The following is a 16,931-nucleotide window of genomic DNA, read 5'->3' on the forward strand; positions in this document are numbered from 1 at the left end:
ATGAACCGAGAACTCAAACGGGTGAGCCTCGTCGTGCTGACGATGTTCGTGGCCCTCTTCCTCTCCACCACCACCATCCAGGTGATCCAGGCCGACTCCCTCGACGAGGACGGCCGCAACACGCGGACCCTCTACGAGAGCTTCTCGACCGAGCGCGGTGCGATCCTCGCCGGCGGTCAGCCGATCGCCTCCTCGACGCCGTCGGACGACCTCTACAAGTTCCAGCGGCAGTACGCGAACGGCCCGCTCTACTCCGCCGTGACCGGCTACTTCACTCTGAACCAGGGCACCACCGGCATCGAGCGCACGCTCAACGACTACCTCTCGGGCACCTCGAACTCGCAGTTCTTCGACGAGATCAACAACCTCGTCACGGGCCAGGACCCGAAGGGCGCGTCGGTCGAGCTCTCGATCGACCCGGTCGCCCAGCAGGCCGCCTTCGACGCGCTCGGCGACTACACGGGGGCCGTCGTCGTGACGGAGCCGGCCACCGGCCGCATCCTCGCGATGGTCTCGAAGCCCACCTTCGACCCCACCGCGCTCGCCTCCCACGACACCGACGACGTCCTCGCCGCCTACCGGGCGCTGAACGACGACTCCTCCGAGCCCCTCGTGAACCGGGCCATCGGCGGCTCGCTCAACCCGCCCGGCTCCGTCTTCAAGCTCGTCGTGGCCTCGGCCGCCCTCGAGTCCGGCCGCTTCACCGCCGACTCGAGCTTCCCCAACGTCGAGTCGTACACGCTGCCCGGCTCCTCGTCGCAGGTGATCAACTCCGGAGGCGGTCTCTGCGGCTCCGGAGAGACGGTCACGCTGGCCACCGCCGTCTCGCTCTCCTGCAACGTCCCGATGGCCGAGATGGGCGTGCAGCTGGGAGCGGACGCGATCCGCTCGCAGGCCGAGAAGTTCGGCTTCGACACCGAGCTCGAGATCCCGATGTCGGTCGAGGCGAGCACCTACCCGACGAAGACGGACGACGCCCAGACGGCCCTCACCGCCTTCGGACAGTTCGAGGTGCGTGCGACGCCGCTGCAGATCGCCATGGTCTCCGCGGCGATCGCGAACGGCGGCGAGGTGATGCAGCCGAACCTGATCGACTCGATCCGCTCGCAGGACCTCAGCGTGCTGCAGCAGTTCCAGGAGAAGTCGCTCGGCCGGGCGGTGAGCACGCAGACCGCGGACGCCGTCAAGGCGATGATGGTCGCCAGCGTCCAGGGCGGCGCGGCGACGAATGCAACAATAGGGGGCGTCACTGTGGCCGGTAAGACCGGTACCGCCGAGAACAGCGGGGACGACCCGTACACCCTCTGGTTCACCGGCTTCGCGCCTGCGGACGACCCGCAGTACGCCATCACCGTGCTCGTGGAGAACGGTGGAGGGCTCGGCCAGACCGGGTACGGCAACCTGATCGCCGCACCCATCGGACAACAGGTACTAGAGGCGGTGCTGAACAAATGAGACCCACGACAGGCCTCACCTTCGGGGGACGCTACGAGCTGCAGTCCCGGATCGCCATCGGCGGCATGGGAGAGGTGTGGCAGGCGACCGATCTGGTCATCGGCCGCACCATCGCGATCAAGATCCTGAAGGACGAGTACCTCGGCGACCCCGGCTTCCTCGAGCGCTTCCGCGCCGAGGCCCGCCACGCGGCGCTGGTCAACCACGAGGGCATCGCCAACGTCTACGACTACGGCGAGGAGGACGGGTCGGCCTACCTGGTCATGGAGCTCGTCCCCGGCGAGGCGCTCTCGACCGTCCTCGAGCGCGAGCGCGTCCTCTCGACCGACAAGGTCCTCGACATCGTCGCGCAGACCGCGCTCGCCCTGCACGCCGCGCACGCCGCGGGCCTCGTGCACCGCGACGTGAAGCCGGGCAACCTGCTCATCACGCCGGACGGCCGCGTCAAGATCACCGACTTCGGCATCGCGCGCATCGCCGACCAGGTCCCGCTGACGGCGACCGGGCAGGTCATGGGCACGGTCCAGTACCTGTCCCCGGAGCAGGCGAGCGGCCAGCCCGCCTCCCCCGCCACCGACATCTACTCGCTGGGCATCGTCGCGTACGAGTGCCTGGCCGGGCGCCGCCCCTTCACGGGCGAGTCGCAGGTCGCCATCGCGATGGCGCAGATCAACGACACCCCGCCGGAGCTGCCGGTCACGGTCGCGGAGCCGGTGCGCAACCTCGTCTACTCCTGCATCGCCAAGAAGCCGGCCGACCGCCCCGCCACCGCCGCGCACCTCGCGCGGGCGGCCCAGGCGCTGCGCTCGGGCGACGTGCGCGGAGCGGCGCTGGCCGTCCCCGCGGTCCTCAGCGACCTGCCCACGACGCAGGCGACCACGGTCCTCCCCTCCAACCAGGGCGCGACGCAGGCGACCACGGTGCTGCCCTCCGGCGCGCCCGCCGCCGCGGCCGCCGCTCCGTTCGTGCCGATCGAGGAGCCGCTCGAGCCGGCCGAGGAGCCGCGTCGCCGCAGCCCCTGGACCTGGCCGCTGATCGCCCTCATCGTGATCCTCGCCGTCGTCATCGCGGGCACGATCTTCGCCCTGACGACCGGCGGGAGCAGCGACCCGGCCGCCTCCCCCACCGCGCCGACCAGCACGGCCCCGTCGCCGACGCCGTCCGAGACTCCGAGCCCCACGCCGACGCCGACCTCGAACACGGTCGTCATCGACAAGGCCGACTACGTCGGGCGCTCCTTCGACGACGTCGAGACCGAGCTCGAGGCCCTGGGCATGGGCGTCCGGCGCGCGGACGGCCCGAGCGCCCCCACCGCCGAGCAGGTCGGACTCGTCGAGGACGTGAACCCCACCGCGAACGTGGTGAAGGGCACGACCATCGAGGTCTCCGTCTTCACCGAGGTCGCGACCCCGGACGCACCGACCGCCGTGCCGACCGTCACCCCCGCCGCCTCCAGCGTCGAGGCGGGCGCGACGTTCAACGTCACCTGGAGCAACTACAACCAGTGCCCGAGCGGAACCTCCGTGAGCGGTTACCGGGTGACCGCGACCGGTGAGGGCGCGAGCGTGACGAGCACCAACCCGTCGAACTCGACGACCGCGACGATCCAGGCCGGCACCACGGCCGGCACGATCGACGTCACGTACACCGTGCTCTGCGGCGAGTCGGAGTCGGCGGCCTCGCCCACCCTCTCCGTCACCGTCGAGGAGCCGGCTCCGACCCCGGCGCCGACCCCCACCTCGAAGGCCACCTCGACGCCCACCCCCTCCGAGTAGCGGCGGCGCGCCGGTCGGGGCACCGCTCCGGCCCGGCGCCTCGCGGCCGTCGCGTCGCGCCCCCGCCCGGAACACCAGGGGCCCATAGGTACACTTGCCGTGGCTCCTCGGGGCCGCACCACACGGAAGTACAGGGCGGGAGCGTGCGCGTGACGGATGAGGGTCGCCTGATCGCGGGACGGTACCAGGTCGGGCCCCGGCTCGGCCGCGGCGGGATGTCCGAGGTCTACCTCGGCACCGACACCCGGCTCGGCCGCACCGTCGCCATCAAGGAGCTGAAGCTCTCCCTCTCCTCCGACTCCGCCTTCCGCCTACGGTTCCGGCAGGAGGCGCAGTCCGCGTCGCGCATGTCGCACCCCACGATCGTCCGGGTCTTCGATGCGGGCGAGGAGGTCTCGCTCGACGACAACGGCGCCGAGTCGCGCCGGCCCTTCATCGTCATGGAGCACATCGAGGGCCGCCTCCTCAAGGACCTGATCGCCGAGGGCCCCCTCGACGTGGACGAGGCCGTCCGCATCACGGAGGGCATCCTCACCGCCCTCGAGTACTCGCACCGCGCAGGCGTCGTCCACCGCGACATCAAGCCCGGCAACATCATGCTGACCCCGTCGGGCCAGGTGAAGGTGATGGACTTCGGGATCGCCCGCGCCGTCTCCGACTCCGCCGCCACGGTCGCTCAGACCACGGCGATCCTCGGCACCGCGGCCTACTTCTCCCCCGAGCAGGCGAAGGGCGAGCAGGTCGACGCCCGCAGCGACCTCTACTCCGCCGGCATCGTGCTCTTCGAGCTCCTCACCGGCCGTGCGCCCTTCCGCGGCGACACCCCGGTGGCCGTCGCCTACCAGCACGTCAGCGAGACGCCGCCGGCGCCGAGCTCCATCAACCCGGCCGTCACGCCGGCGCTCGACGCGGTCGTCGCCCGAGCACTCTCCAAGGACCGCTACGAGCGCTTCCAGGGAGCTGCGGAGTTCCGCGACGACCTGCGCGACGCCGCCGCCGGACGCCTCCCCGACCACCGCCCGATCGACGAGCTGACCACCTCGCTCTTCGCGGCCCGCAGCCAGGGCGGAGTCAACGACTCCGAGCTCGCCCTCCGCCAGCTGGCCGAGGACAACTCGATCGTCCGCACCCAGCGCCGCCCGCCGGTCCTCTGGATCTGGTCCTCGATCGTCGTGCTGGCCGTGATCGTCGCCGCACTCGTGATCTGGGTGCTGACGCTCCAGCCCGCGTCGACCCTCCCGTCGCAGTCGCGCGAGGTCCCCACCCTCACCGAGACCACCTACGACAGCGCCCAGTCGACCCTGACCGAGCTCGACCTCGTGCCGAGCCAGGTCGCGGAGTACAGCTCGACCGTCCCCGAGGGCGAGGTGATCCGCACGGATCCGGGCTCGGGCACGATCGTCGCGCCCGAGACGGTCATCCGCATCGTCGTGTCCCAGGGTCCGCAGCCCGTCGCCGTGCCGGACACCGTCGGGCAGAGCCTCGCCGAGGCCATCGACGCGCTCACCGCCGTCGGCTTCGTCGAGGGCTCCCAGACCCGCGAGAACTCGCCGACCGTCCCGGGCGACGTCGTACTCGCCGCCTCTCCCGGAGCGGGCCAGCAGGTCGCCCCGGGCACGCCGGTCGACCTCACGGTCTCCTCCGGCCAGGTCACGCTCCCCGACCTCGTCGGGACATCCCTCAGCAGCGCACTGGCCACCCTCGCCTCCGAGAAGCTGCAGCTCGTGGGGGTCGAGGTCCCGGACGAGACCTGCGACGCGACCCGGGCGAACCCGCCCATCACGACCCAGTCCCTCGCTCCGGGCGACGTCCCGCAGGGATCGACCGTCCAGCTCGGATACTGCGCGGGCTGACCCGGCCTGCAGCCCGCGGCGGCTGCGGCGTCGGCCGACGCTGCCCGGTGGAGGCCGGGCCGCTGCTCTGCGCGTCGAGAAGGGCTCGTCCGGACGTTGCTCGTCGGGTTCGATGCTCCACGGCGCCGACGGCCCCGAGGTGAACCGCTACGCCCGGCGCGCGTCGGCGAGCGGGGGCTGGAGCCGCACGACCTCGCCGGCTGCCGATCCGTCCGCGGGGCGTGCGATCCTGCCGCGGATGTCGCTCGGGGTGAGCCCCTCGCGGCGCTTGAGCGCACGGCGGAGGTGGTCCGCCGAGGAGAATCCGGACGCGGCGGCGATCGCCTCGAGCGGGACCTCCCGCGGGCGGCGGCGCAGGAGCTCCACGGCGCTGGCGACCCGGGAACGCTCGATCTCGCTCGCGACCGTGGTGCCCGCGTCCTCGAAGAGCCGCTGGAGGGAGCGGGTGGACACGTTGACCGCGTCGGCCACCGCCTCCGGGGTGCAGCGCGGCGTGCGGTGCGTCCGGTCGATGACCGTGCGCGCGCGCCCGAGCGTGGCGGCGCGCACGCTCGTGGTGCCGGGCTGCGAGCTCGCCGCCGCGAGGAACGCGCTGGTGAGGAGCTGCTTGACCACGTGGGCGAAGCCGGTGACCTCGCCCTCGCCGGGCAGCCCCGTCCCGGACTCCGCCGCGAGGGCGAAGGCGGTCGTGAAGGCGTATGCGGCGCGGGTGGACCGGGCGTCGGGATCGAGCGCGTAGACCGGGGCCGACGTGTCGAAGCCGTAGCGGCGCATCTCGTCGGCGCGCAGCGAGAGGTGGAGGATCGTGGCCGGAGTCGTCGACTCGGTCGTGAACGTCGTCGTCCCCTGCTGGTACGAGATCGAGCCCGGACGCAGCAGCACCGTTCGGTCCGGGGCGACCATGCGCACGAAGCCGTCGATGAGGAAGCTGAAGGTGAGGAAGGAGGTGTCGTCGGCCGGCCACGTCCCGCGGAGGACGCGCAACGGCGAGACCGTCATCAGCACGACGCTCAGATCGGCGGTGCCGAATCCCGAACCGGTGATGCTCGGAACGGTGCCGGGTTTGACGACGATGCGCGGTCCGAGATTCTCGAGTTCTCGGATTCCCGAGAAAGCCCAGGAGATCGATGCGACCATGAGGTCCCCCCGGACTTCTCTTCTGCGGCGCCGACCCCCTGTCGGCGCCCTCTGATTATGCAGGGAAAAGGGGCCGCATCCTCCGCCGGGAGCCCGTCAAATCCCGCCACCTGATCGGGGGGTGCGCAAGGGGGTGGACAAGGTCGCGCTCATACCCTGTCCGGGCGGACTCCTCGGCGCACGATCAGTTAGCCGTCATATGGCGGATTTCTGCGTGAGAACGCGCTCAGGCCTTCATCCCCGTTCGGGGGACGACCGACACTGATCATTCTCAGCGCTCTCGATTCGATAAGCAGCCCGATAAGCCCGGCGAAATCCGCCTCATCGAACCGAGATCGAGAGTCCGGGCGTGTCGTCTGCCGATACGGACGACCCGATCGACGTCACCTCGCGCAGCCAGTTCTCGAGAAGGCGCCGCCCGCCCTCGGTGAGGACCGACTCCGGATGGAACTGCACGCCCACGAGCGGAGCACTCCGGTGCCGGACGGCCATGACCACTCCCTCCGGTGTCCGCGCCGTCACCCGCAGCTCCTCGGGAAGGCTCTCGGCGTCGACCGCGAGCGAGTGGTACCGCATCGCGGCGAATCCGGAGGGCAGGCCGTCGAAGAGCGGATCTCCGTCGTGGAGGACCGCGGACGTCCGGCCGTGCAGCAGCTCCGGCGCCTCCGTGACGCGGGCGCCGAGAGCGTGGGCGAGCACCTGGTGGCCGAGGCAGACTCCGAGCAGCGGCCGCCCGGTCGCCTCCGCCCGCTGCACGAGCGCCGTCGACGCGGGGACGTCCTCGGGGCGGCCCGGTCCGGGTGAGACCAGGACTCCGTCCGCCTCCTCCGCGCGAGCCAGGAGCGCCGTCGTCCCGAGGTCGTCGCCCTCGACCACGTCGACCTCGGCACCGAGCTCGCGGAGATACGAGACGAGCGTGAAGACGAAGCTGTCGTGGTGGTCGACGACCAGGATCCGCGGGGCCGCGCCGCCGGTCACGAGCCGACGGTCACGTTCCGGTCGAGCACGAGCGACTGCACCCAGGGGAACACCCACTCGTCGAGCGCGACGAGGACCGCCGCGACGAGGACGAGGACGATCAGGAGCCGGACCCACCACGGCCCGGGCAGAAGCCGCCACAGCGCTGCGTACACGGTCAGCCCTCCTGAGCCAGCGAGGCGGCGATCTCGGCGGGGGCGCCCGCGGACCGCGGCTGGAACGAGTCGAAGACGCCGTACGCGATGATCCGCTCGGCCGTCGATAAGAGCGGGTTGCAGCTCGTCAGCGTGATCAGGCGATCGGTCGGAGCCGCGTCCGGAGTCCACGGAACCGGGTCGATCACCTGGACGTCGGAGGGCTGGACGTACTCGAGATTGCGGAAGCGGTAGGTGTACCAGCCGTCCGCCGTCTCGATGTAGATCGGGTCGCCGAGCTGGAGCTCGTCGATCAGGTGCATGCCTCCGCCGTACGCGCTGCGGTGCGCGGCGAGCGCGAAGTTGCCGGCCTGGCCGGGCATCTGCGTCCCGGGGTAGTGGCCGATGCTCCCCTCGTCGAGCACGTTCTCGGCGTCGATGCCCTCGGCGATCGTGCGCACCCACCCCTCGCCGTAGCGGGGGATGTAGAGGTTGCCGAAGGAGGTGTCGAGGGCGGCGACCGACGCGACGACCGGCTCCGCCGGGGCGGCCTCGGTCGGCTGCGGGGCCGGAGAGGAGTCGCCCCAGGTCTCGCGGAGCTCCGCCGCCTGCGTCGTCTGCCGGCCCGCGATCACCGCGTCGTTCCACCAGAGCTGCCAGGCCAGGAAGAGCAGGACCAGGACGCCGGCGGTCATCAGGAGCTCGCCGACGACTCCGAAGAACGAGAGTCGTCGGACCGGGCGGGCCCTCCGTCGCTTCGCTCGCGGCCGCAGAGCCGCCCCGTCGGGGTTCTGGGCGGTCATGCGACGAGTCTAGGCGCGAGCCGTGACCGGCTGTGGCGCATGATCCGGACCTGTGGAGAGCCCTCCCGAGTCGCCGCCTGAGGAGGGCCGATGGGACCACTCGAGCGCCCGCACCGGCCGCTCCGCGAGTCCGCACAGCACCCGCGCAGCCCCGACGCTCCCGGCCCGGAGCCTCCGCCCGGTACAGTGGTCGGCATGGCACGAGCGACGAAGAGCCCGAAGCCCGAGCGCGACGAGGCCCGGACCGGCGAGAACGCACCGAATCCGGTCTGGTTCAAGCCGGTGATGTTCGGCTTCATGCTGCTCGGACTCGCCTGGATCATCGTCTTCTACGTGAGCCAGGGCACCCTGCCGATCCCCGATCTCGGCAACCTCAACATCCTGATCGGCTTCGGCATCGCGTTCATCGGCTTCCTGATGACGACGCGCTGGCGCTGAACCTCCCCCAGTCGTGAACGACGCCCCGTCCGGTCCGCCGACGGGGCGTTCGTCGTCGGTGGAGCGTCTGCGCGCCGCCGGCTGCGTCTTCGCCGAGGAGGAGGCGGGCCTGCTCGAGGAGGCCGCCGACTCCTCCTCCGACCTCGAGCTGATGCTCCGTCGCCGCGAGACGGGCGAGCCCCTCGAGCAGATCCTCGGCTGGGTCGCCTTCCGCGGCCTGCGCGTCCCCGTCGCACCCGGCGTCTTCGTGCCCCGCGTGCGCACCGAGTGGCTGGTCGACTGCGCCCTGGAGGTCCTCCCGGACGGCGCCGTGGTGCTCGACCTCTGCTGCGGATCCGGCGCCCTCGCACGGTCGATCGCGGAGGAGCGGCCGGACGTCCGCCTGCTCGCGGCCGACCTCTCTCCCGCCGCCGTCGCCTGCGCGCGCCGCACGCTCGCAGGCCGCGCCGACGTCCACGAGGGCGACCTCTTCGACGCGCTCCCCCGGAGTGAGCGCGGGCGGATCGACGTCGTGGTCGTCAACGCCCCCTACGTCCCCACCGCGGCGATCGCGCTCATGCCGCCGGAGGCCCGGGTGCACGAGCCGATGCTCACGCTCGACGGCGGGTCGGATGGGCTCGCCCTGCACCGCCGCATCGCTCAGGAGGCGGGGGCGTGGCTCGCACCCCACGGCGTCGTCGTGATCGAGGTCGGCGCGGATCAGGCCGCGGCGAGTGCCTCGGCGTTCCAGGCGGCCGGGTTCGCCACCTCGCTGCACCGCGACGACGACCGTGAGGCGACGGCCCTGGTGGCCGTCCGCCGGAGAACTACACCGCTGTAATTATCCCCAGCTGTGGAATCTCCTGTGGAGAACTCCGCGGTCCCCGCCGCGCTGGCCTGCTCGAGGCGAGGAGGGCCCGGATCCGCACCAGTCCGCCGGTCCTCGGACGCGCCGCCGTCCCCGGATCGTCCTCCCGAGGAGGACACCCGGGACGTTCTCCCCAGTGTTAACAACTCTGTGGATAACTTCCTCCCCACCTGTTGAGAGCACCTGTGGACAGCGGTGGAGACGGTCGCCGCGGAAACGACGAAGCGGCGGGCCCGGGAGTGCGCGAGGCACTGCCGGACCCGCCGCTGCGGGAGGGGAGGGATCAGCCGAGGACGTAGGCGCCGGCGGTGATCGCCACCAGTCCGACTCCGATGAGCCCGACGAGGAGGTTCTGCGTGCGCCGCTGGGCGCGCTGCCGGGTCTTCGTGAAGACCAGCCCGATGAGCGCGCCGGCCACCAGACCGCCGACGTGCGCCTGCCACGCCACGTTCATCCCGGGCAGGAAGCCGATGACGAGGTTCAGTCCGACCAGCACCAGCAGCTGCGACGCCTGACCGCCCAGGTGCCGGAGGATCACCAGGTACGCGCCCATCAGCCCGAAGATCGCACCGGAGGCGCCGATCACCGGGGTGAGCGGGTTCGCGAGGAGCAGGACGCCCACCGATCCGGCGAACCCGCTCAGGAGGAAGAGGGTGAGGTAGCGCCCGCGGCCCAGCATGCGCTCGAGCACCATGCCGAACACCCACAGCGTGTACATGTTCAGCACCAGGTGGAACGGGATGACGATGAAGAGCGACGTGCTGTGGAGGAACACCGAAGTGAGCATCCGCCACGGCTCGAAGCCGGCGCCGAAGCCGGGGAGCGTGTAGGCGGGGGCGTACAGGAGCGCGTTGACCGCCGGTCCGCCGACGAAGGGGAGGATCTCGACGATCCACAGCACGATGCAGAGCGCGATGATCGCGTAGGTCACCGTCGGCTGGTCGGCGCGGGTCATGGACCGCACGCGGGAGAGGAGGGGACCGCGGGTGCGCGGCGCGGTGGCGCGCTGCTGCGCCATGTCGTCCGGGCAGATCACGCCGACCGGAGCGGGCGTCTGGCACTCGCCGCAGATGGTGCGGCCGCACCGCTGGCAGCGCACGAAGCTCTGCCGGTCGGGGTGTCGGTAGCAGGAGTAGGTGCTGCTCGGCGGGACCTGGGTCACGGACGTGCCTCCGGGGAGAACGAGGGCCGGGCCCTGACGGACCCGGCCCTCGAATGAGTGGTGGATGAGGCGATCAGACCTCGGTGATCTCGACGCTCTCGATCACGACGTCCTCGAGCGGCTTGTCACGGCCGTCGGTGGGAACAGCCGAGAGCGACTGCACGAGCTTCTTCGACTCCTCGTCGGCGACGGCGCCGAAGATGGTGTGCTTGCCCTGGAGCCAGGTGGTCGGCGCCACGGTGATGAAGAACTGCGAGCCGTTGGTGCCGCGGCCCGCCTGCTTGCCGGCGTTCGCCATCGCGAGGATGTAGGGCTGGGTGAAGTCGAGCTCCGAGTTGATCTCGTCGTCGAACTGGTACCCCGGGCCGCCGATGCCCTGACCGAGCGGGTCGCCGCCCTGGAGCATGAAGTCGGGGATGATGCGGTGGAAGACGGTGCCGTTGTAGAGCGGCTCCTTCGTCTTCGCACCCGTGGCGGGGTGGGTCCACTCGATGTCGCCGGTCGCGAGACCGACGAAGTTGCGGACCGTCTTGGGAGCGTGGTTCCCGTAGAGGTTGACGACGATGTCGCCCTTGTTGGTGTGGAACGTCGCGACTGCGGTGTGCAAAGGCATGCTCGGATTCTCGCACAGCGCGTCTGTAGGCCCCTGCAACGCCCGGTGTCAATGCGCTGGGTGCGCGATGCGGACGCCGATCGATGAGTGGCAGTATTGAGGCGTTCGCTGCTCGTAGCCGATGGAGGACCAACATGGGTCTGTCACGTAAGCACAAGAAGGACCTCAAGCGTCTTCGCAAGAACGCCGAGGCGGTCTGGGGCGAGCAGCAGGAGGTGCTGGCGCACGCGGCCTCCGTGCTCGAGAAGAGCCGCCGCCACGCGTCGAAGTACGCCAAGAAGGAGCTCGTCCCCTTCGTCAAGGACACGTACGACTCGCGAGTCAAGCCGGTCTACGACAACGGCGTCTCGGCCGTCGAGGGCACGTACTCCTCGGCCCGCCACGCCTACAAGCACAAGGTCGTCCCGACCTTCGCCGCTGTCGGTGGCACGGCCGCCGCCGCCTTCGAGGCCGCCAAGGACTCGAAGAACCGCGCGAAGCTCGCCGAGATCTCGAAGGCGCGCTGGGAGGAGCTCACCACTCCCCCGAAGAAGAAGAAGAGCAAGGTCGGGACGGTCTTCGCGATCGGCGCCGCGCTGGTCGCCGTCGGCGGCATCGGCTACGCCGTCTGGCAGACGTTCCGCGCCGACGACGAGCTGTGGGTCGCCGAGGACGAGCCGCAGAGCGCCGCGCAGAACGCGGCCTCGACCGCTTCCTGACGTTCTCGTCGCTGGAGCCGGGCCCCTCAGGGGGTCCGGCTCCTTCGCATGCCCGGGTTAGGCTTCTGCGGTGGACATCCGGGTCGCCGCGTACGGCGTGATCATCGACGGCGAGCGGATGCTGCTCGCGCACTGGAGCCAGGGCCCCTGGTCGGCCTGGACGCTTCCGGGTGGCGGGATCGACGAGGGCGAGTCGCCCGCCGACGCCGCGGTCCGCGAGATCTTCGAGGAGACGGGCTACCGTGCCGAGCTCGAGGCCCTCATCGGCGTGGACTCGCACGTGATCCCCGCGCACCGCCGCAGCGATCCCGAGGCCGGCCCCCTGCACGCCATCCGCGTCGTCTACCGCGCCCGCATCGTGGGCGGCGAGCTCACGCACGAGGTGGACGGCTCCACGGACGCCGCCGCCTGGTTCCCCCTGAGCGACGTCGAGGAGCTGGAGCGCGTCGAGCTCGTCGACGCGGCCCTCACCATGAACGAGGCCTGGCTCCTCCGCTGACGGTGCCCGGGAATCCCCGGCCGCGCCCCGGCGTTCCCTTCGTCGTGATCGTCGAGCTCTACACCTCCGCCTTCTGCGGCGCCTGCCATGCCGCGCGCTCGGTGCTGGAGCGCGCCGCGGAGCTCGTCCCCGCCGCCGAGATCCGCGAGCGCGACGTGGCCTTCCACCCCGTCGAGGCCGAGGCCGCCGGCATCCGCTCGACGCCCACGGTCGTCGTGCGGGACACGGCCGGAGAGGTGGTCTTCCGGGCGGAGGGCGCCCCCTCCCTCCCGCAGGCTCTCGCCGCTCTGGCCCTCGCCCTGCCCGCGTAGGGTGGCCGCGGGAGGACCCATGCACCGTCGCGCTGCGCTCGCGAGCACCGTCGTTCTGCTCGGCGCCCTCGCGCTCTCGGGATGCGCCTCCGAGGAGCCGGTGACCACGGCCGCGGTCGGGCTCGGACGGGGCGGCGAGCGCGGGGAGGTCCTCGGCGTCGTCGTCGTGTGCTCGGGATCCGTCGACGGCCTCGACCTCGCCGCCTCCGACTCCGCCCCCCTGACCATCGGCGACGGGCTGCGGAGGGTCACCCGCTGGGTCTCCCCGTCACCGGTCACGCAACTGGGCGCGACCGACCTCTCCGGATCCACGGTCTGGCCGGCCGACACGGTGATCGAGCGGTTCCCGCTCGGCGTCGACCTCTCGCTGGGCGCCTACGCGACCGACCGCTCCGTGCTCGCCCGCCCGGTCGTCTTCACGGCCGAGCAGTTCGACACGCTCTCCGTCGGCGAGATCATCGTCGGCGACATCCGCGACGGCACGTCCGAGACCCTCTCGGTCCAGCAGTTCCTCGGCCTCGCCTGCGTGGACCGCTGAGCGGGCGGCTCGTCCGTCCGAGTGGCGACCTCGATCGCACGGCCGCGCGGCGGGCGACAGGAGAGGCCGCCGAAGACCTAGACACGGTGACCCCGCGACGGCGGAGGACCCGGAGTGCCGTGCGCCGGTGGACCAGAAGGGCCGGCGAAGGGGAAGCACCCGCGAGAGGGAGGAAGTGTGGAGCCTAGGAGATTCGAACTCCTGACATCCTGCTTGCAAAGCAGGCGCTCTACCAACTGAGCTAAGGCCCCGGGTCGGAGACGGGGCGATCCGTCTCCGAGAGTCGAACGGCCCGCCACCGCGAGGTGACGGGCCGTTCGGACCGGGTGGGGGTACCAGGACTTGAACCTGGGACCTCTTCATTATCAGTGAAGCGCTCTAACCGCCTGAGCTATACCCCCGGAATGGCCAGAGGATACTCTACCCGACATCGAGCAGGAATCCCAATCGGCCGGACCGTGCGCCCTACTGGTTGGTGAAGCCCACCAGGAGGCCGCCGGTGATCTTGACGCTGAGGTTGTACAGCAGCGCCACGATCGCGCCGAGCGCGGTGGTGACGATGGTGTTCAGCACCGCGACGACGATCGCGAAGCCCATGACCTGCGGCAGCGAGATGATCGTGTTGAGGTCGAACGCCTCGGCGCCGGCGATGTCCTGCACGAGGCCGTTGACCTCGTCGAACACTCCCGTCTGGGCCAGGACCGTGTAGACCAGGTAGACGACGACGATCGTGATGATCGCGAGCGTCAGACCCAGCAGGAACGAGAGCTTCACGGCCGACCAGAAGTCGACGTAGACCAGCTTCAGGCGGACCTGCTTCGCCGCCGGGCTCTTCGCGGACTTCCTGGCGAGCTTCTCGGCGACGGTGCTACTCATCTACGGACCCATCCTCCTCCGACACCGGGGCGGACTCGGCCGGCGCCGCGGCGTCGGGATCCTCGTCCTGGGCGTCGAGATTGCGTTCGGTGTTCTTGGCGAGTGCGATGATGCGGTCGTCCTCAGCGAATCGTGCGAAGACGACTCCCATGGTGTCGCGACCCTTGGCCGGTACCTCGGCCACCGCAGAGCGTACCACCTTGCCGCTGGCGAGCACGACGAGCACCTCGTCGTCCTCTCCGGTGATGATGGCGCCCACGAGGTCGCCGCGCTTCTCCTCCAGCTTGGCCACCTTGATGCCCAGCCCGCCGCGTCCCTGGAGGCGGTACTGGTCGACCGCGGTGCGCTTGGCGTAGCCGCCCTCGGTGACCACGAACACGAAGCCCTCGTCGCTGACGACGTTGGCGTCGAGGAGGCGGTCCTCCCCGCGGAACGACATGCCGCGGACTCCGGAGGTGGAGCGGCCCATCGGACGCAGCGCCTCGTCGGACGCGGTGAAGCGGATCGACATGCCCTTGCGGGAGACCAGCAGCACGTCGCTGTCCTCCTCGACCAGGAGCGCCGAGACGAGCTCGTCGCCGTCGCGCAGCTTGATCGCGATGATGCCGCCGGAGCGGTTCGTGTCGTACTCCGAGAGGGCCGTCTTCTTCACGAGGCCGTCGCGCGTGGCGAGCACGAGGTAGCGGGCCGCCTCGTAGTCGCGGATGTCGAGGATCTGCGCGATCTGCTCCCCCGGCTCGAGCGCGAGCAGGTTCGCGATGTGCTGGCCCTTGGCGTCGCGGCCGGCCTCCTGCAGCTCGTAGGTCTTGGCGCGGTACACGCGGCCGGTGTTCGTGAAGAACAGCAGCCAGTGGTGCGTGGTGGTGACGAAGAAGTGCTCGACGATGTCGTCGGCCTTCAGCTGCGCGCCGCGCACGCCGCGGCCGCCGCGGTGCTGGGCCCGGTAGGAGTCGCTCCGGGTGCGCTTGAGGTAACCGCCTCGGGTGACGGTGACGACCATCTCCTCCTCGGGGATCAGGTCCTCGACGCTCATGTCGCCGTCGAATCCGAAGAGGATCTCGGTGCGGCGGTCGTCGCCGAAGCGGTCGACGATCTCGTCGAGCTCGTCCGAGATGATCGTGCGCTGGCGCTCCGGGCTCGCGAGGATCGACTTGTAGTCCTCGATCTCGGCCTGGATCCGGTCGTGCTCGTCGATGATCTTCTGGCGCTCGAGGGCCGCGAGGCGGCGCAGCTGCATGTCGAGGATGGCGCGGGACTGCACCTCGTCGATGTCGAGCAGCTCCATCAGACCGTCGCGCGCCTCCTCCACGGTGGGGGAGCGGCGGATGAGGGCGATGACCTCGTCGAGCGCGTCGAGCGCCTTGAGGTAGCCGCGCAGGATGTGGATCCGCGCCTCGGCCTCGTCGAGGAGGTACTGGGTGCGGCGCACGATGACCTCGACCTGGTGGTCGACCCACGCGCGGATGAAGCCGTCGAGCGAGAGCGTGCGCGGGATGCCGTCGACGATCGCGAGCATGTTCGCGCCGAAGTTCTCCTGCAGCGGGGTGTGCTTGTAGAGGTTGTTCAGCACCACCTTCGCCACGGCGTCGCGCTTGAGGACGACGACGAGGCGCTGGCCGGTGCGACCGGAGGTCTCGTCGCGGATGTCGGCGATGCCCGAGACGCGCCCGTCCTTGACCAGCTCGGCGATCTTGATCGCCAGGTTGTCCGGGTTCACCTGGTACGGCAGCTCGGTGACGACGAGGCAGGTGCGGCCCTGGATCTCCTCGATGGAGACGACGGCGCGCATCGTGATGGAGCCGCGGCCGGTGCGGTACGCGTCCTGGATGCCGCGGACGCCGAGGATCTGCGCACCGGTGGGGAAGTCGGGTCCCTTGATCCGCTGCAGCAGCGCCTCGAGGAGCTCCTCGCGCGTCGCGTCGGGGTTCTCGAGCGCCCACTTGGCGCCGGCGGCGACCTCGCGCAGGTTGTGCGGCGGGATGTTGGTCGCCATGCCGACCGCGATGCCGACGGAGCCGTTGACGAGCAGGTTCGGGAACCGCGCCGGCAGGATCGCCGGCTCTCGGGTGCGGCCGTCGTAGTTGTCCTGGAAGTCGACGGTGTTCTTGTCGATGTCGCGGACCATCTCGAGCGCGAGCGGCGCCATCTTGGTCTCGGTGTACCGGGGGGCGGCCGCGCCGTCGTTGCCGGGGGAGCCGAAGTTGCCCTGCCCGAGCGCGAGCGGATAGCGGAGGCTCCACGGCTGCACCAGACGGACCAGCGCGTCGTAGATCGCGGAGTCGCCGTGCGGGTGGAACTGGCCCATCACGTCGCCGACGACGCGCGAGCACTTCGAGAACGCCTTGTCGGGACGGTAGCCGCCGTCGTACATGGCGTAGATCACGCGGCGGTGCACCGGCTTCAGGCCGTCGCGCACCTCCGGCAGGGCTCGCCCGACGATGACGCTCATCGCGTAGTCGAGGTAGGAGCGCTGCATCTCGAGCTGCAGGTCGACCGGCTCGATCTTGTCGTGACCGTGGATCACCACACCGGTCTCGGTGACGATGTCGTCGCTCTCGTCCGGGCCGGTGGGGGTGGTGGGTTCTTCTGCCATGGTCTCTGGTCTCTCAGGTGGGTCCGTGCCCCGGAGGAGCGGGGGCGGCGGTCGCGCTGGGTGTCAGGTGTGTCGTCGGTGGGCGGGCCGGTGAGGGCCTCTGTCGCGTTCTGGTCGAGGATGCGGCCCATCGAGGGCCGCCGTCACGTGTTCGAGGTGGTCGCGAGGGCGGTCCACTGGACCGCCCGGCCGCCGTCTTTCGAAGGACGTCCGCTTTCTCG

General features: G+C 70.7%; 17 protein-coding genes and 2 tRNA genes. 9 read left to right on the forward strand and 10 right to left on the reverse strand.

Translation table 11 applies throughout. From position 1 onward, the window contains the following. From C5D36_RS01990 to pknB, 3 genes are all read left to right on the forward strand, one after another. Positions 1-1,455, forward strand: a complete 1,455-nt coding sequence (locus C5D36_RS01990; protein ID WP_104295078.1) for a penicillin-binding protein 2 — start codon at positions 1-3, stop codon at positions 1,453-1,455. After that, positions 1,452-3,230: a serine/threonine-protein kinase gene (locus C5D36_RS01995; protein WP_104222662.1), complete on the forward strand. Its 1,779-nt coding sequence runs from the start codon at positions 1,452-1,454 to the stop codon at positions 3,228-3,230. Before C5D36_RS01990 ends, C5D36_RS01995 begins: the two co-directional genes overlap by 4 nt. Before the next feature lie 149 nt (positions 3,231-3,379). Continuing rightward, positions 3,380-5,083 (forward strand): Stk1 family PASTA domain-containing Ser/Thr kinase, encoded by a 1,704-nt coding sequence (gene pknB / locus C5D36_RS02000; protein WP_104225780.1) that lies wholly within the window; start codon positions 3,380-3,382, stop codon positions 5,081-5,083. Between the two features lie 147 nt (positions 5,084-5,230). On the opposite strand, the gene C5D36_RS02005 is transcribed toward pknB, so the two are convergent. The 4 genes from C5D36_RS02005 to C5D36_RS02015 form a co-directional block, all read right to left on the reverse strand. Next, positions 5,231-6,220 (reverse strand): helix-turn-helix domain-containing protein, encoded by a 990-nt coding sequence (locus C5D36_RS02005; RefSeq protein ID WP_104222664.1) that lies wholly within the window; start codon positions 6,218-6,220, stop codon positions 5,231-5,233. A 321-nt stretch (positions 6,221-6,541) separates the two neighbouring features. After that, complete coding sequence (locus C5D36_RS02010) at positions 6,542-7,198, reverse strand: aminodeoxychorismate/anthranilate synthase component II (RefSeq protein ID WP_104295079.1); 657 nt, start codon at positions 7,196-7,198, stop codon at positions 6,542-6,544. Next, a complete protein-coding gene (locus tag C5D36_RS16730) occupies positions 7,195-7,353 on the reverse strand; it encodes a hypothetical protein (RefSeq protein ID WP_167299010.1) in 159 nt (52 codons plus the stop codon). The genes C5D36_RS02010 and C5D36_RS16730 overlap by 4 nt, the downstream gene beginning before the upstream one ends. A 2-nt stretch (positions 7,354-7,355) precedes the next feature. Next, positions 7,356-8,135 carry a class E sortase gene (locus tag C5D36_RS02015; RefSeq protein WP_104225782.1) on the reverse strand — a complete coding sequence of 260 codons (780 nt, stop codon included), beginning with the start codon at positions 8,133-8,135 and terminating at the stop codon, positions 7,356-7,358. A gap of 195 nt (positions 8,136-8,330) precedes the next feature. Here C5D36_RS02015 and C5D36_RS02020 point away from each other — a divergent pair, with 195 nt between their 5' ends. Together C5D36_RS02020 and C5D36_RS02025 are read left to right on the forward strand one after the other, a co-directional pair. Beyond that, positions 8,331-8,573: a cell division protein CrgA gene (locus C5D36_RS02020; RefSeq protein ID WP_104222667.1), complete on the forward strand. Its 243-nt coding sequence runs from the start codon at positions 8,331-8,333 to the stop codon at positions 8,571-8,573. A gap of 13 nt (positions 8,574-8,586) precedes the next feature. Then, positions 8,587-9,393 (forward strand): putative protein N(5)-glutamine methyltransferase, encoded by an 807-nt coding sequence (locus tag C5D36_RS02025; RefSeq protein ID WP_181072730.1) that lies wholly within the window; start codon positions 8,587-8,589, stop codon positions 9,391-9,393. A 310-nt stretch (positions 9,394-9,703) separates the two neighbouring features. On the opposite strand, the gene C5D36_RS02030 is transcribed toward C5D36_RS02025, so the two are convergent. Beyond that, on the reverse strand, positions 9,704-10,582 hold the full coding sequence (locus C5D36_RS02030; protein ID WP_104250251.1) for a rhomboid family intramembrane serine protease: 879 nt from the start codon (positions 10,580-10,582) through the stop codon (positions 9,704-9,706). 73 nt (positions 10,583-10,655) lie between these two features. Then, the gene (locus C5D36_RS02035; RefSeq protein WP_104222669.1) at positions 10,656-11,195 is read right to left on the reverse strand and encodes a peptidylprolyl isomerase; all 540 of its coding nucleotides are present in this window, start codon (positions 11,193-11,195) and stop codon (positions 10,656-10,658) included. A 134-nt stretch (positions 11,196-11,329) separates the two neighbouring features. On the opposite strand from C5D36_RS02035, the gene C5D36_RS02040 reads away from it, so the two are divergent. From C5D36_RS02040 to C5D36_RS02055, 4 genes are all read left to right on the forward strand, one after another. Then, positions 11,330-11,893: a hypothetical protein gene (locus tag C5D36_RS02040; RefSeq protein ID WP_104295080.1), complete on the forward strand. Its 564-nt coding sequence runs from the start codon at positions 11,330-11,332 to the stop codon at positions 11,891-11,893. A 70-nt stretch (positions 11,894-11,963) separates the two neighbouring features. Beyond that, the gene (locus C5D36_RS02045; RefSeq protein WP_104222671.1) at positions 11,964-12,392 is read left to right on the forward strand and encodes an NUDIX hydrolase; all 429 of its coding nucleotides are present in this window, start codon (positions 11,964-11,966) and stop codon (positions 12,390-12,392) included. A gap of 2 nt (positions 12,393-12,394) precedes the next feature. Beyond that, entirely contained in the window at positions 12,395-12,703 is a 309-nt protein-coding gene (locus C5D36_RS02050; protein WP_258059325.1) for a thioredoxin family protein, read from the forward strand. A gap of 19 nt (positions 12,704-12,722) precedes the next feature. Next, positions 12,723-13,241 carry a hypothetical protein gene (locus tag C5D36_RS02055; RefSeq protein ID WP_104257944.1) on the forward strand — a complete coding sequence of 173 codons (519 nt, stop codon included), beginning with the start codon at positions 12,723-12,725 and terminating at the stop codon, positions 13,239-13,241. 178 nt (positions 13,242-13,419) lie between these two features. Here the strand turns inward: C5D36_RS02055 and C5D36_RS02060 are convergent. From C5D36_RS02060 to gyrA, 4 genes are all read right to left on the reverse strand, one after another. Beyond that, positions 13,420-13,492: transfer RNA gene (locus C5D36_RS02060), tRNA-Ala, on the reverse strand. A gap of 76 nt (positions 13,493-13,568) precedes the next feature. Then, positions 13,569-13,642: transfer RNA gene (locus tag C5D36_RS02065), tRNA-Ile, on the reverse strand. Between the two features lie 64 nt (positions 13,643-13,706). Beyond that, complete coding sequence (locus C5D36_RS02070) at positions 13,707-14,117, reverse strand: DUF3566 domain-containing protein (protein ID WP_104222673.1); 411 nt, start codon at positions 14,115-14,117, stop codon at positions 13,707-13,709. Further along, positions 14,110-16,710, reverse strand: coding sequence for a DNA gyrase subunit A (gene gyrA / locus C5D36_RS02075; RefSeq protein WP_104222674.1), 2,601 nt, complete (start codon positions 16,708-16,710; stop codon positions 14,110-14,112). Before gyrA ends, C5D36_RS02070 begins: the two co-directional genes overlap by 8 nt. Between the last annotated feature and the right edge of the window lie 221 nt (positions 16,711-16,931).

Origin of the sequence: Rathayibacter sp. AY1C6 (assembly GCF_002931535.1) — a bacterium.
GTDB lineage: Bacteria > Actinomycetota > Actinomycetes > Actinomycetales > Microbacteriaceae > Rathayibacter.

What these genes read in the sequence shown, in the direction of transcription:
- C5D36_RS01995 (WP_104222662.1), top strand. Translation starts at nt 1,452, where the DNA reads ATGAGACCCACGACAGGCCTCACCTTCGGGGGACGCTACGAGCTGCAG.
- C5D36_RS01990 (WP_104295078.1), top strand. Translation starts at nt 1, where the DNA reads ATGAACCGAGAACTCAAACGGGTGAGCCTCGTCGTGCTGACGATGTTC.
- gyrA (WP_104222674.1), bottom strand. Translation starts at nt 16,710, where the DNA reads ATGGCAGAAGAACCCACCACCCCCACCGGCCCGGACGAGAGCGACGAC.
- C5D36_RS02015 (WP_104225782.1), bottom strand. Translation starts at nt 8,135, where the DNA reads ATGACCGCCCAGAACCCCGACGGGGCGGCTCTGCGGCCGCGAGCGAAG.
- C5D36_RS02055 (WP_104257944.1), top strand. Translation starts at nt 12,723, where the DNA reads ATGCACCGTCGCGCTGCGCTCGCGAGCACCGTCGTTCTGCTCGGCGCC.
- C5D36_RS02070 (WP_104222673.1), bottom strand. Translation starts at nt 14,117, where the DNA reads ATGAGTAGCACCGTCGCCGAGAAGCTCGCCAGGAAGTCCGCGAAGAGC.
- C5D36_RS02005 (WP_104222664.1), bottom strand. Translation starts at nt 6,220, where the DNA reads ATGGTCGCATCGATCTCCTGGGCTTTCTCGGGAATCCGAGAACTCGAG.
- C5D36_RS02020 (WP_104222667.1), top strand. Translation starts at nt 8,331, where the DNA reads ATGGCACGAGCGACGAAGAGCCCGAAGCCCGAGCGCGACGAGGCCCGG.
- C5D36_RS02035 (WP_104222669.1), bottom strand. Translation starts at nt 11,195, where the DNA reads ATGCCTTTGCACACCGCAGTCGCGACGTTCCACACCAACAAGGGCGAC.
- C5D36_RS02040 (WP_104295080.1), top strand. Translation starts at nt 11,330, where the DNA reads ATGGGTCTGTCACGTAAGCACAAGAAGGACCTCAAGCGTCTTCGCAAG.